Raw genomic sequence first — 13,634 nt, forward strand, 5'->3', positions numbered from 1 at the left:
TTAGCAGCTTAGGCAGTTATAGTTTTGTCTCATCGCCCCAATGGCGCTGCATTTCAAAGTATAAAAATGACGCGGTCCAAGTGATTAGTACTAATCCGGTTAAAGACTCTATACCGGTTAAATAACGCAAGCCGCCGTTGGGTTGAATATCGCCAAAGCCCAGCGTTGTAAATACGGTGAAGGAAAAATAGCCGCAATCCATTAAGGAGCCATTGAAGTTTCCCTCTAAGTGACCCCAACCGTCAGCGCGATTCATAAAATAATATGCCACCGCAAAAATCCAAATCTCTAGGGCATGTGCGATCAAGGATCCAAAAACGCCAATCACTATTCTATAGCGGTGGGCTATGTTCATTCTTGGAATATGAAGTGTGATTCGATACAGGAACTCGTAATGCACGATGACAGATAATGCTACAACAATGGTATTGATCAAAAAAATGTAAATCATAGTCATACACCAAGGATTAGCTTTTTTATTCAGCGCGATAAACCACACAAAATAGTTTAGTCAGTGTTCTGGGCTTTAACTATTCTGCATGTTTTGATTGCTTTTTACTCATTATAAAAAGCGCAATACCACCCAACACGGCAAGCGACGCCAAGCCAAAGCGCAGCGTTACCGCCTCGTTTAAGAATAGCATGCCGCCGATTGCGGCAAGTATTGGTACGCTTAATTGAATCATCGCGGCGCGGCTTGCCGGCAGAGCGGGCAGCACCGCGTACCATAAGGCGTAACCCAATCCAGAAGCCAACGCGCCAGATGCCACGGCATAGGCTAAGCCAAGGTTCGTTACTTGCTGTGAATTGCCCATCAGTAAATGCATGATGACTGCAAAGGGAATCGCGCGTATGAAATTACCCGCGGTTGCAATGCTTGGCTCACTAGTGCGTCGCCCCATTAGCGAATAAACGCCCCAGCAAACACCGGCGCTGATCATAATAAGGGCGCCTAGCAAAGGTGGTGTATCGATACCCGGCAGCATTAGCCAAATGAGTCCGCCGGTGGCCGCAATACCACCAATAATTTGCAGGCGGCTAAGGCGTTCTCCGCGCCATAAACCATAGCCAATCATCGTTGCTTGAACCGCGCCAAACAGCAGCAGTGCGCCAGTTCCTGCGCTTAAGCTTACATAGGCAAAGGAGAATGCCGCTGCATAGCCAAACAGCGCCGCTGCCGCTAACCAACTACCACCTAGGGTGTAGCGACGGAATTTGAAGAGCAACAGTATACCGAGCACTAGCGAGCCTGAAACGATACGCACTAAGGTGAAGCTAGATGGGTCGATATGACCAGCCGCCAAAGCCTCCCTGCACAGCAGCGAATTAGCGGCAAAGGCCAACATGGTCATTAGAGTAAGGACCGTCAGGCGCAGGGGCGACATTGTGTACTCCATGGATGAGACTTGGCGGCGCAGTTAGTGCCAGACAAACAGTTTACTGAATTCACTGTGCGAGGTACTTAAATTCTTGCGCTAATGTGAGGTTGGGCTGCCGTGCATAGGTTTAGTGGTATAGGATTCTGGATCAAGTTCAGAATGACAAATTCTTTTGGTCATACCGCCCCCGAGCCGGTATCTCTTCGGGCGGCTCCTTAGCGGCTTCGTAGCGAGCGATTCTGAATCAAGTTCAGAATGACAAATTCTTTTGGTCATACCGGCCCCCGAGCCGGTATCTCTTCGGGCTGTACCTTAGTAGCTTCGTAGCAAGAGATTCTGAATCAAGTTCAGAATGACAAATTCTTTTGGTCATACCGGCCTCCGAGCCGGTATCTCTTCGGGCGGCACCTTAGTGGCTTCGTAGTAAGAGATTCTGAATCAAGTTCAGAATGACAAATTCTTTTGGTCATACCGGCCCCCGAGCCGGTATCTCTCCGGGCGGCACCTTAGTAGCTTCGCGGCAAGAGATTCTGAATCAAGTTCAGAATGACTAACTCTTTTGGTCATACCGGCCTCCGAGCCGGTATCTCTTCGGGCGGCACCTTAGCGGCTTCGTAGTAAGAGATTCTGAATCAAGTTCAGAATGACTAACTCTTTTGGTCATACCGGCCCCCGAGCCGGTATCTCTTCGGGCTGCACCTTAGTAGCTTCGTAGCAAGAGATTCTGAATCAAGTTCAGAATGACAAGCTCTTTTGGTCATACCGGCCCCTGAGCCGGTATCTCTTCGTGCTGCACCTTAGTAGCTTCGTAGCAAGCGATTCTGAATCAAGTTCAGAACGACGGTGCTGCAGTGAACGGGCGACTTGCATTAACGCATCTGCTCCGTGCTTAATACGCTCATGCGCGCCTACTGTGCAATTAACTAATAATGTAAAGGAATTCGGTATGGACCGCTTAAAATCACTATTTATATCAGCGTGGATGACGTTGCTCATGCTGGGCGCTGCGCGGAGTGGCTGGGCTATTTACAAAGATCCTAGCGCGGCGGCTTGGTATTGGGCGCTGTTTTGCATGCTTGCCCCCTTAGCATTTTTTGCGTGGATATTTACGTTTAATGTTGCGCGCACGCAAGTGGCTAGTAAAGCAGTTTTAGGTATTACGCTGTTTACCTTGCTCGGCGCAGTATTGTCGCCAGTAATTATTGAGGCCCTTGCCTGGATACTCGGTGCTGGGGTGCTCGGCACGGTTTTATACGAGTGGTGGTACTCCAGCTTTGGCGAGAGACATAATGAAATACTCAGTGTCGGTCAAATACTGCCCGATTTAGAATTTATTGACGCCGCTGGTAAAGAGATCGAAACCGGCAAATTGAATAAACCCATGCTCATGATTTTCTACCGCGGCAACTGGTGCCCGCTGTGCATGGCGCAAATTAAAGAGATTGCTGGCCAGTATCGAGAGTTAGCTGCCAAAGGTGTCGAGATCATGCTGATTAGCCCTCAGTCGCAAAGTCACACTGTTGACTTGGCGCAGCGCTTTGAAGCACCTATGAGCTTTTTGGTCGATACAGATAACGCAATGGCCAAGCGCCTAGGGATCGCCGCGGCCAATGGCTTGCCATTAGGGATGGAGGTCTTGGGTTATGACAGCGACACCGTCATGCCCACTGTGATTATGACTGACTCCGCCGGCAAGATTTTGTTTGCCGATCTTACTGATAACTATCGAGTACGTCCGGAACCGGAAATATTCTTGCAGGTTTTTGCCCAAGCGGGGATTTAAGAGTAGGCATTTATTTTCTGTAAGCTACTCTAAGCTGGCTAACCATGAGTTTCCGCCTAATCTGCGCTGCTGGCTAAGATTCCAATTGGCGCGCTCAATTAAATGCGGTGCCGGCGCAGCGGGATTGTATCTGAGCGGGCTAGGCAGGCTAGAGGCCAGCAGTGCCGACTGCCTACTAGACAAGTTAGCGGCGGGAATTCCAAAGTGGTAGCGACTGGCCGCACCCACGCCAAACACCCCGTCGCCCCATTCAGCGATATTTAAATAGACTTCTAAAATACGCTGTTTGGGCCAGCACAATTCCACTAGGCCCGTGAACCAAACCTCTAAGCCTTTGCGCACCCAGCTGCGGCCTGTCCACAGATACATATTGCGTGCGACCTGCTGGCTAATGGTGCTAGCGCCGCGCAGGCTGCCTCTGCGCTCACGCTCAGCAAAGGCTTTTTGAATGGCTTTTAAATCGAAACCATAATGTTTGGGAAAATTTTGATCCTCAGATACCACCGCAGCCAGCGCGGCATGGCGGGGTATCTCATCCCAACTGAGCCACTGCTTCTTTATGTGGTAGTCGTTACCGCGCTGCTGCAAACTGCGCTCGAGCATTACCATGCTGACTGGTGGGTTGATCCACCGAAACGGCAATACCAGGGCAACGCTCAGTAATAGCACTATAAGTACAGCGCGCCAGAGCATCCGTGCAATTGTATTTTTTGTCGCCATGCCAAGTTCCAAGGTGAGTTCTGCCTGCCCTTTTTATACAGGCAAAGATCAAAGTGAGTCTACAGCATGCTCAGATGAAAGATTCCGGCATTGGTTGCATTCTTGCGGCAGCTTAGTCGCTTCGTAGCGGCAGATTCTGAATCAAGTTCAGAATGACGGTGTGGGGAGTTCAGAATGACGGTGTGCGGTATTCAGAGTGGCGATGCGGGTGGTTCAGAATGACTGGCTCTTATACGTCATACCGGACTTGATCCGGTATCTCATTGGGCGGCACCTTGGCCGCTTCGTAGTGGCAGATTCTGAATCAAGTTCAGAATGACGGTGTAGAGGGTTCAAAATGACTAATTCATATACGTCATACCGGACTTGATCCGGTATCTCATTGGGCGGCACCTTGGCCGCTTCGTAGTGGCAGATTCTGAATCAAGTTCAGAATGACGGTGTAGAGGGTTCAAAATGACTAATTCTTATACGTCATACCGGACTTGATCCGGTATCTCATCGGGCGGCACCTTGGCGGCTTCGTAGTGGTAGATTCTGAATCAAGTTCAGAATGACTGTGTTGGGGGTTCAAAATGACTAATTCATATACGTCATACCGGACTTGATCCGGTATCTCATTGGGCGGCACCTTAGCGGCTTCGTAGCAACAGATTCTGAATCAAGTTCAGAATGACGATGTAGAGGGTTCAAAATGACTAATTCTTATACGTCATACCGGACTTTATCCGGTATCTGGTGGGGTCGCCGTGCATTGGTTCAGCGGCAGTGGCTTGCCAAACGCTAGGTGGTCACAGTTACTCAGCCTTTACGCAAACATACACCGAATTAGTCGATTCGCCATTTTGAAAAGGATTGTAAAAAGACACCACGTGGGAAGTGACGCTCTCGAACACAGTTTTCAATAAAGCTTCAAAGCTTGGTTCCGGCAGGTTTTGCGACCACATGGCAAACACGCCCTTCGCTTTAAGCTGTTCAGCCATAAGTGCGAGATTTTCGGTGGTGTAAAAGCCCGCATTGGCAGGGTTTAAGAATTCGGTGGGGGAGTGATCTATGTCGAGCAGGATGGCATCAAACTTTTTGCCCGCGCACTGGGGATCAAAGCCCGTGCTCGGCGCAGTAGCAAGTTCAAAAAAACTGCCCAACACATAGCGGTTGCGGGTATCGGCGTTGAGTATTTTCCCCAGTGGCACCAGTTCGTCTCTATGCCAGCCAATAACCGTGTTTAAAGCATCGACCACCAGTAGCTCGCTAATTCGTGTGTCTTTGAGCGCCGCAACGGCGGTGTAGCCTAGCCCCAAACCGCCCACAACCACACTCAGCGTATCGCCCTGAGTTGCCGCTAAACCGAGGGTAGACAAGGCCTCTTCGGCATCGACAAACATGCTCGACATTAAAAATTCGTCGCCTAGCTTAACCTCATAAATATCCCGATCGCCAAAGGCGGGCATACGCCGTCTGCGCAGTGAGATCTCACCTAGGGCGGAGGCTTGGCTATCAATTTCTTCAAATAACAGGGGCATGCTTGATGTTTTCCTATAGAGCCACGGGGCTCAGGTGTATTTTTATAATTGCCTAAACTACCATAATTCAGAGATCTGACCGAATCGGATTATCGCTAAACTACTAAGCGCTATTTTCTCAATAAGCGATGTCGGGGCAGAAGCTCGGGGCCGTCATATACACTTTTTATATCAGACACGGAGTAAACCGCACTCGGGTCGAGGGTGGTAATGTGGCTAATAAGTTCGCCGATGTTGCGCCGCTTTTCGATAATAAACAGCACCTCAATTGGATGTGCTTCGCCCATATCGCCGTCTACAGAAACAACTTTATAACCGGTCGCGCGCAGTTTATCGGCAAGTACATCGCGGTTAAAAGAAATACAGCGGATAAGTTCTTTACCAATAGCAAAGCGGCTCTCAATCGTAATACCTACGTAATTGCCCACCGCAAAACCACTGGCGTAGGCCACCGCTAAATACCAGTGATCAAGATTGGTTAGCACCTGTCTGGCTGCGATTAACCAAATCATAATTTCGAAAAAGCCGATAACAGAGGCCAGTAGTTTATTGCCCCGAAACACAACGATGGTGCGAAACGTACCAAGTGAAACATCCGCAACCCGAGCAAAAAAGATTAGCGGTACTAATAAAAACGGATAATCAAGCAACAATTCCATACAGACAGCCCCTTATTGGCGGCCAGTGAAACATAAAGCCTCGCGCAAGGGCAGACAAACCGCTGCTAGGTATTTTTAGGTGCTTGCATATCCGCGTTTGCCGCCCAAAAGTGGCGGCGAGCCGATGGCTATCGATATTCCATTCGCGCTGACATACGGTTGAAAAAGCGCGGGAAAAACCGCTTTATGGTGGGGGCGAGGGCGCTAATGCCTTTACCCACCACGATTTCGTCGCGGCCGTTAAGCATGGCCTTAATAATATCTTGTGCGCACTTTGCTACCGGCATGCCGTTAATAATCGACTCGTCGTCTTTATTCTGGGCCTCGCCGCTGCCATTCAAGGCATTAACTGCAATATTGGTTTTAATTGAACCGGGACAAACAGTAAGGCATCGAATACCTTGTTGGGCGGTTTCTGCGCGCAGGCAATCCATAAAGCCCACTACCGCGTATTTGGAGCCAGAATAACCGGTGCGCAATTTGGAGCCGACTTTACCGGCTACGCTGCTAATGCTAACAATCATACCTTGCTGCTGGGCAATCATGCCCGGTAACAGCGCCTTGGTCATTGCCACCGTACCGAGATAATTAACTTCCATTAACTGCCGGTACACCGCCAGCTCGGTATCCACAAAGAGCGAGCGCTGTGATATACCGCCGTTGTTAATTAATACATGCACGGGGCCTATCTCGGCTAATTGGCCAGCGACCGCGGCTAGCAGATTATCTGCGTTGGCCAAATCTAAGGGCACAACCCAATGTCGGCTGAGGCCGCCAGGCAGTGATTCCGCCAAAGAAATTAAGGTGTCTTTACTGCGCGCAGACAGCACCATTCGCGCGCCGCGCTCGGCGAGTTGTCTACACAACTCCATACCAATGCCCGAGCTCGCCCCAGTAACCCAAATGGTCTTATTGGCTATTTCCATTTTTACCTCATAAATTCGTGCGTGGCCGTATATTGGCCGAGGTGGTGATTTGGCTTAGACGTTATTGTTGTTATACACCAAGGCCTACTTGTATTGAACAAGCTAAGGCTAATTCGAGAAAGCCGTACGGCAATTCAAAAGCGAGTGATTACATTATACTAAAGAGGAGTTTTGAAACAGACTAATCCAGAAAAGTAGGGTAGTGCGCAGATATTTTACAGGGTTTTATCCATATTCTGGTCGTCTCGAAGCATGGCTTCAAACTCATCCATCGGCACTGGCTTACTGAACAAATACCCCTGGAAAACGGTGCATCCGCAGGCTAACAGTAATTGGCGCTGTTCTTCTGTTTCTACACCTTCGGCAATCACTTCTATATGGAGGGTTTGGGCCATTGAAATGATGGTTTTCACGATGGCTTCGTCACTGCTATTGGTCGTAATGTCGCGGACAAAGGATTGGTCTATTTTAAATTGATTGAGAGGCAGTTGCTTCAGGTATTGCAAAGACGAATAGCCGGTACCGAAGTCGTCCAAAGAAAATTGAACGCCAACTTCTTTCAATGCGGTCATGGTGGCGACCGTAATATCTATGTCCTCTTGCAGCAGGCTCTCGGTTAATTCCAGCTTGAGTAAACTTGGGGGTATAGCATGGCGCTGGACTGCGGCTTGAACTTGCGTCACAAAATCACTCTGCCGAAATTGCAGAGCACTTACGTTAACCGCAAGACTTAAGTCTCGTGTCAGTGCGTCTTTTTGCCACTCACCAAGCTGTGCGCAGGCTGTTTCAACAACCCAGCGACCAATAGGCACAATTAATCCGGTAACTTCCGCCAGTGGAATAAATTTACCCGGCGACACCAGGCCGTGTTTTCTGTGGGGCCAGCGGATCAATGCTTCTGCACCTAAGGCTTGCTTGGCCGCGTTCACCTGAACTTGGTAATACAATTCAAAATGCGATTTATCAACCGCTATGCGCAGCTCATGTTCGAGGCTGGCGCGAACATTTATAATGTCCTGCATATCTTGGTTAAAGAAGCGCAGGGTATTGCGGCCGGCTTCCTTAGCGTGATGAATGGCAATGCCAGCTTGCTTAAGCAGCTCGTCTGCAGATTTACCGTCATGCCCAAAAAATACAGCACCCATACTCGCAGTGCCGCGATATTTGTGAAGATAGAGTTGGTAGGGTTTATTGAGTGCCGAGAAAATGGTGTCGCTCATGGCTTTCGCCATTGCGGCCGCTTCAATGGGTTCATTATCTAGATCTTCTAGAATCACCACAAACTCATCATCCCGCACCCGCGCTAAGGTATCTCCGTCGTTTAAACAGGAGTTCAAACGTTGCGCGGTTTTTTCGAGCAGCAAATCACCGTGGCTATAACCGAGGGTGTCGTTGATATCTTTGAAATTATCCAAATTAATAAAAATTACCGCACTCTGCGAGCCTTTGCGCAAGCTAGAAGCCAATGCGTGCTGCAGTCTATCTACTAATAGACGCCGGTTGGGTAAGCCGGTAAGTGGATCATAAAAAGCGAGGGTATTGAACTCAGCAGCGCGCTTATCTTTCTCTTCGTTTTGAAACGCCAGTTCGGCGTTGGCAATGGTTAGTTCAGCAGCGCGTTTGCCTTTCTCTTCGTTTTGAAAGGCCAGCTCTGAGTTGGCAACGGCAAGCTCGGCGGCGCGTTTACCTTTTTCTTCGTTTTGAAACGCCAGCTCGGTGTTAGCCGTGGCTAGCTCGGCAGCTCGTTTGCCTTTTTCGGCGTTCTGAAAAGCCAGTTCGGCGTTTGCAATCGCCAACTCAGCGGCACGCTTACCTTTTTCGGCATTTTGAAACGCCAGCTCCGCATTGGCAATGGCAAGCTCGGCGGCGCGCTTACCTTTTTCAGCGTTTTGAAATGCCAGCTCAGTATTGGCTGCAGCAAGTTCTGCTGCGCGTTTGTCTTTTTCTTTATTTTGAAAAGCGAGTTCGGTGTTAGCGGTTGCGAGTTCGGCGGCACGTTTACCCTTTTCTTTGTTTTGAAAAGCCAGTTCAGAGTTGGCAATATCCAGTTCTGCTGCGCGCTTATCCTTTTCTTTGTTTTGAAAAGCCAATTCGGAGTTGGCAGTGGCCAACGCCGCGTTGGCAGAAGCGAGTTTTGCTGAACTGGTCTTACTACTCTTTTTGTGCACAGATCTACCCCGCGTCGTCACCCATTGGTGTCGCTGCTACAGATATTTTTAATATCCTTATAAATGAGATTGTTACGATAAATTGAGATGCGATATGCAGAAAAACTGCTACTGCACATCTTATATGATTGCTCTCTTTGCGAGCGTTAAGATGACCCATGCAAGTTAATTCTTGCCAAAGTGCATTACTTGCAAAGTAATAATAACGTACTTACATCTTGCCCATAATAGGGAATGACCGCAATGATTAAACCGCCTAATGTGAATTTAGCGAGAATGGGCAAATAAACACTGCTGCGACGGTGGCGGTGATGTGCGAGGAAAGGTGCGGCCGCGCTAGGTCTAAGGTCTTGTGCTAAATACTCCACATTTCTGCTATCCGTTCTGGATTGCCAACAAGGGGCTTAGCGATAATGCCATTTTGCGAATATAGCACCCACAAAAAAGGCCGGTAATCCCGGCCTTCAATATGGAGCATGTATCACTATTAGCCCGCTAAGGCCCTAGCGGGCAGCAGCCAAGTGTTACTCGGTTGCGTCATAGTTTTGTCCGCTATCAACAGCGGTCTGTTTCTTGTTATGACGAACACATACATCGACGGATCCAGAAGCGCTTCCTTCATAATCGGTAGCGGTGAAGTTGACCCGATAAATACGGCCATCACCATTACCTGAACGCTCAGCGCGTAGCAACACGGTGCCATTAGCATTGATTATCGCGTCTACCGAAGTGTCACCGTCGCCAGTGCCATTGGTTGACTCATCAGACGTTACGCTGTCAATCACAATACTTGCGTTGTCTTCAGGGTCGCTTACCCCAAGAATGCTGACCTCGGTCATCTTGTGGTTTGGTGGCCACATGCAATTTACAGAAGGCTGCGCCGCGCTCACTAGTGGTGGATCATTTGCATTCTGAACATTCACCAAAACCTGATCTGTTGCGCTACCGCCAAAGCCGTCTTGAACGGTAACTTCTAAGGTCAAGGTTTCGCCGCCTGGGCTCACAAACGGCGCAGTGAACGATGGTGTTGGCGTATTCGCATCGGTTAGTGCAACGCTGATACCACCAACTTGTACCCAAGCGAAGCTCAAGGCGTCGCCATCGGGGTCGGAACTACCGTTTGCATTAAGCTGCAAAGGGTTGGCTTCGTTAATGGTGATATCGCTACCGGCATCAGCAACGGGGTCGTTATTGATATTGGTAATATCAATAGAAACCGTCGCCTGATTGTCGGTAATGTTATACCCCGGTGCCGCCGCATCGGGCGAGAAGCCGTCGTCGACTGTTAAATTAAACACCAATGTTGCCACAACACCTGGGCTGCCACCGGCATCCACAAAGGGAGCGGTAAAGGACGGAGTTGCAGTATTTACACCAGTCAACGCTACTGCTGGGCCAGAAAGCTGCGTCCAGCTATAGGTGATTGGATCGCTGTCACTATCAAAGCTAGCGCTACCATCCAAACTTACCGGAGAACCTTCACCAACAACCTGTGCATCGCCAGCTTCGGCTACCGGCACGTGGTTGATATTTACCACGGTAATACTTACCTGGGCATTGCTAGAAAGTCCGTTGGCAGTTACCAGCAAATTAAAGGTTAGTGTTTCGCCACCCAGCGCTACAGTTGGCGCTGTAAAGCTCGGTTGCACCGCACTCGGATCAGACAAGGTAACGGTAGTGCCCGACACCTGTGACCAAGCGAAGCTCAACACGTCGCCGTCAGCATCATTGCTGCCGGTGCCATTGAGTTGCACCAAATCTTCTTCGTTTACAGAAAAATCGGCGCCTGCATTGGCAATTGGTGGGTTGTCAGATACTTCAAGGGTACAGATGCCAGAGCAACCGTCACCGCCCTGAATATTGCCGTCGTCGCATTGCTCTGAACCCTGCAATAGGCCATTACCGCAGACAACGCCCTCGCAGACATCGCCCTGACCATTAAAGTTAACGTCCGCTTGCCCAGGGTTGTAATTTAGCGGGCAGTTATCATTATTAGCGCAGAGGCCGTCGCCATCACCGTCGTTTGCCGAATCAAGTGGGCAGGCGTCTTCGTCGTTACAGATGCCGTCAAAGTCGGCGTCGGAACACGCGCCACCGCCAAACACCTGCGGAGGGAAAGTCTCACCAGGGTATGGGTACTCTACCGCTGTGCTCGTAGTGAAGGAAAATGTGTGCAAGGCGCTCGCAAATGAACCGGTAAAGGTTTGAAAGTGCTGGACACCTGATTTAACAACGCCATCTGGGTTTCCCGGTACGCCACCGCTGTAGCTCGGCGTGGCCCAGCAATGGGCATCCGCTGGTAACGCGGCTGGCAAAATATAGCCAGTGAAGGGGTAATCGAAACCATCAATAATAATACTACCGACTGGTGAAGGCGCTTCATTTGGACCGTGATAGGTACCTGCGTAAAATGTGGTTACGCCGCCATTATCGCGCCAGCAGATTTGAACTGTATGGGCGCTTGCTGCAACGCTAAACATTGCGATGATTAAAAAGCCTACCGCGCTTGTGAGTCTGCGCGTCTTCTTCATTAGGGAATAGTTCATGATCTTGCTCCCATGCCCAGTAACTCACGAATCGAATCCGCGAGTGAGGCCACTGACGCTAAGCTCGATCCACTTGCGCAATCTACACTCAGCACATCCAACATTTGCTTTGCCTGCTCAATTTCATCACTGCTACTGCCGTTAAGCGCAGCAATTTCATTATTGAGCGTCATTACCTCAGCGTCACAGTCGGCATCAGCCGCGGCATACCACGAGACAGTGGAGGCAAGCACTAAAACCGCGACGTAGCGCGGGCCCTTTTGAGTTTTCATTTTATGTACCCCTTGTGTTGTTATGGTTCCATTAGAGCTACGACCCCAACATGGGTCATTAAAAACACTAGCAGAATTTAAAGAAATCGGTGTTGGCCAAGCTAAAGTATCGTGGCTTACAAGTTGGCTTTATTAACGATTTATAAAATCTGTTTCAGCATAATCAATAAGTTAGTTATAGGAGGAGGCGTTTATTAACTTTTAGAATAATTACTAAATTTCACGGCCTGCAAATCACAATGTACCGAAAAACGAAGGATGTGCACTAGGTATACGTATATACACTTAGGCATTCGGCCGATTAGCTACTTCACAAATTGTGATAAAAACAAAATATTGAGTATTAGCTTCGATTTGTTTTAGTTTGTTTGCTAAAACTGTGACGATGTTAACAGCATAGCTTGTTGGTTAGAATTATTAATTGGTTTGAAAGTTTATGGAATCTGCGCTTTGAATATAAATATGGGGTTGAATGCGCTTAAATTATGAGCGTGGCGAAAGGCTGTTTTGGGCTAGAAAGTATAAAAATAATTTTGGAAATATGGTTTCGCTGAAAACATATTTCGTAATTTAAGCTAAGGTTGCCATCTCTGTTATTCGGGGTGAGTTTATCACTTGGGTTTCTTGCGCAGAGCAACTTGATGATGAGAGAAATCATCGCCCTTGGCGAGGCGGTCGTAAAGCACCACATTCACCGTGGCGGCTAAATTCATGCAGCCTTCAGTGGGAATGTAAACAACGTCTTGGCATAAATCGGTGATCTCTTTCTTTAAAGTGCCGTCTTCTGGGCCAAATATGTAAAACGCTTGGGCGGGGTGTTTGTAGGTGGTTAGCGGTTTAGCGTCTTTGACCAGCTCCACCGCCACTGGCACACAACCTAGGGGAATAGTGTCCATTAGGTCTTTAACATTAATCAGCGGGATTTTTTCATATACTTTTTTGGTGTCGGTGTAAAAGGGCTTGGCGCGGTCGTAACGCACGCCGGTATAAAACACCGAATTAACCCCGTAGCAGCCCGCGGCGCGCATCACTGAGCCAACATTCTCAACAGATTTTGGATTGAATAAGCCAATGCAGGCGTAGTTGTTTTTCATAGGGTTTACACAGTCATACTAAAATAATGTAGCAAATATAAGGCAGTGTAGTGCCTTGTTTATGGGGGTGTCTTAGCGACAGGCGTAATGATGGCACTTTTTGGGGTGGTTTTGGGGAAAAGGTGATGATGTTCGGTGATGGTGGCCGATTTTAGAATCTCTATGTTTCTGCTAGCTTTATTTCGCCCAGCTGGGCGACTTACTTCTTTTAACGAAAAAAGAAGTAAGCAAGAAATTCGCCCGCTATCACTCACCCTTCGGGTACCCTGCGCTCGCATAAATCCAATGGGATCGCTGCGGAACTCGCCTTTGGCTCAGACAGTCCTCGCTAAAAGCATCCCATTGAATTTCTGCGATGCTCGGTGAGTTCAAAAGCGGGACCAACTGCAGTGCCACGTTCGGACATTAGACCAATAATTGCATTTAACCTCGACTGTGATGCAGGGTGCCGCTTTTCTTTACTCACTTTCTTTTTGGGCAAGCAAAAAAGTGAGTCGTCCAAGAGGACGAAACCGAAGCTGGCAGTAATATGCCATAGTAAGCTGGGGCGGCAGCAATCAGGTT

Annotated in this window: 11 protein-coding genes; 1 reads left to right on the forward strand and 10 read right to left on the reverse strand. The window is 48.8% G+C overall.

All coding sequences use genetic code 11. From position 1 onward, the window contains the following. Positions 1-16 precede the first annotated feature (16 nt). Positions 17-451, reverse strand: coding sequence for an ion channel (locus AB4876_RS12905; RefSeq protein ID WP_368382143.1), 435 nt, complete (start codon positions 449-451; stop codon positions 17-19). Positions 452-530: 79 nt separating this feature from the next. Beyond that, positions 531-1,385 carry a DMT family transporter gene (locus AB4876_RS12910; protein ID WP_368382145.1) on the reverse strand — a complete coding sequence of 285 codons (855 nt, stop codon included), beginning with the start codon at positions 1,383-1,385 and terminating at the stop codon, positions 531-533. 940 nt (positions 1,386-2,325) lie between these two features. On the opposite strand from AB4876_RS12910, the gene AB4876_RS12915 reads away from it, so the two are divergent. Next, positions 2,326-3,162, forward strand: coding sequence for a peroxiredoxin family protein (locus tag AB4876_RS12915; protein ID WP_368382146.1), 837 nt, complete (start codon positions 2,326-2,328; stop codon positions 3,160-3,162). Between the two features lie 24 nt (positions 3,163-3,186). Here the strand turns inward: AB4876_RS12915 and mtgA are convergent, their stop codons facing one another. The 8 genes from mtgA to AB4876_RS12955 all read right to left on the reverse strand — a co-directional run bounded on the left by mtgA (position 3,187) and on the right by AB4876_RS12955 (position 13,070). Further along, positions 3,187-3,882 (reverse strand): monofunctional biosynthetic peptidoglycan transglycosylase, encoded by a 696-nt coding sequence (mtgA, locus tag AB4876_RS12920; protein ID WP_368382148.1) that lies wholly within the window; start codon positions 3,880-3,882, stop codon positions 3,187-3,189. A gap of 797 nt (positions 3,883-4,679) precedes the next feature. Further along, positions 4,680-5,405: a spermidine synthase gene (locus tag AB4876_RS12925; protein ID WP_368382149.1), complete on the reverse strand. Its 726-nt coding sequence runs from the start codon at positions 5,403-5,405 to the stop codon at positions 4,680-4,682. Between the two features lie 110 nt (positions 5,406-5,515). Further along, a complete protein-coding gene (locus AB4876_RS12930; protein ID WP_368382151.1) occupies positions 5,516-6,064 on the reverse strand; it encodes a DUF2179 domain-containing protein in 549 nt (182 codons plus the stop codon). 128 nt (positions 6,065-6,192) lie between these two features. Continuing rightward, positions 6,193-6,990: an SDR family oxidoreductase gene (locus AB4876_RS12935; RefSeq protein ID WP_368382153.1), complete on the reverse strand. Its 798-nt coding sequence runs from the start codon at positions 6,988-6,990 to the stop codon at positions 6,193-6,195. A gap of 215 nt (positions 6,991-7,205) precedes the next feature. Then, positions 7,206-9,158: a putative bifunctional diguanylate cyclase/phosphodiesterase gene (locus AB4876_RS12940; RefSeq protein ID WP_368382154.1), complete on the reverse strand. Its 1,953-nt coding sequence runs from the start codon at positions 9,156-9,158 to the stop codon at positions 7,206-7,208. Positions 9,159-9,682: 524 nt separating this feature from the next. Beyond that, positions 9,683-11,704, reverse strand: a complete 2,022-nt coding sequence (locus AB4876_RS12945) for a PKD domain-containing protein (protein ID WP_368382156.1) — start codon at positions 11,702-11,704, stop codon at positions 9,683-9,685. Then, positions 11,701-11,976 (reverse strand): hypothetical protein, encoded by a 276-nt coding sequence (locus AB4876_RS12950; RefSeq protein WP_368382158.1) that lies wholly within the window; start codon positions 11,974-11,976, stop codon positions 11,701-11,703. Before AB4876_RS12950 ends, AB4876_RS12945 begins: the two co-directional genes overlap by 4 nt. A gap of 611 nt (positions 11,977-12,587) precedes the next feature. Continuing rightward, complete coding sequence (locus AB4876_RS12955; protein ID WP_368382160.1) at positions 12,588-13,070, reverse strand: RNA methyltransferase; 483 nt, start codon at positions 13,068-13,070, stop codon at positions 12,588-12,590. Between the last annotated feature and the right edge of the window lie 564 nt (positions 13,071-13,634).

It is taken from the genome of Zhongshania guokunii (genome assembly GCF_040892635.1).
Lineage (GTDB): Bacteria > Pseudomonadota > Gammaproteobacteria > Pseudomonadales > Spongiibacteraceae > Spongiibacter > Spongiibacter guokunii.

Coding starts and splice junctions, on each gene's coding strand:
- AB4876_RS12905 (WP_368382143.1), bottom strand. CDS start 451: ATGATTTACATTTTTTTGATCAATACCATTGTTGTAGCATTATCTGTC.
- AB4876_RS12910 (WP_368382145.1), bottom strand. CDS start 1,385: ATGTCGCCCCTGCGCCTGACGGTCCTTACTCTAATGACCATGTTGGCC.
- AB4876_RS12915 (WP_368382146.1), top strand. CDS start 2,326: ATGGACCGCTTAAAATCACTATTTATATCAGCGTGGATGACGTTGCTC.
- mtgA (WP_368382148.1), bottom strand. CDS start 3,882: ATGGCGACAAAAAATACAATTGCACGGATGCTCTGGCGCGCTGTACTT.
- AB4876_RS12925 (WP_368382149.1), bottom strand. CDS start 5,405: ATGCCCCTGTTATTTGAAGAAATTGATAGCCAAGCCTCCGCCCTAGGT.
- AB4876_RS12930 (WP_368382151.1), bottom strand. CDS start 6,064: ATGGAATTGTTGCTTGATTATCCGTTTTTATTAGTACCGCTAATCTTT.
- AB4876_RS12935 (WP_368382153.1), bottom strand. CDS start 6,990: ATGGAAATAGCCAATAAGACCATTTGGGTTACTGGGGCGAGCTCGGGC.
- AB4876_RS12945 (WP_368382156.1), bottom strand. CDS start 11,704: ATGAACTATTCCCTAATGAAGAAGACGCGCAGACTCACAAGCGCGGTA.
- AB4876_RS12950 (WP_368382158.1), bottom strand. CDS start 11,976: ATGAAAACTCAAAAGGGCCCGCGCTACGTCGCGGTTTTAGTGCTTGCC.
- AB4876_RS12955 (WP_368382160.1), bottom strand. CDS start 13,070: ATGAAAAACAACTACGCCTGCATTGGCTTATTCAATCCAAAATCTGTT.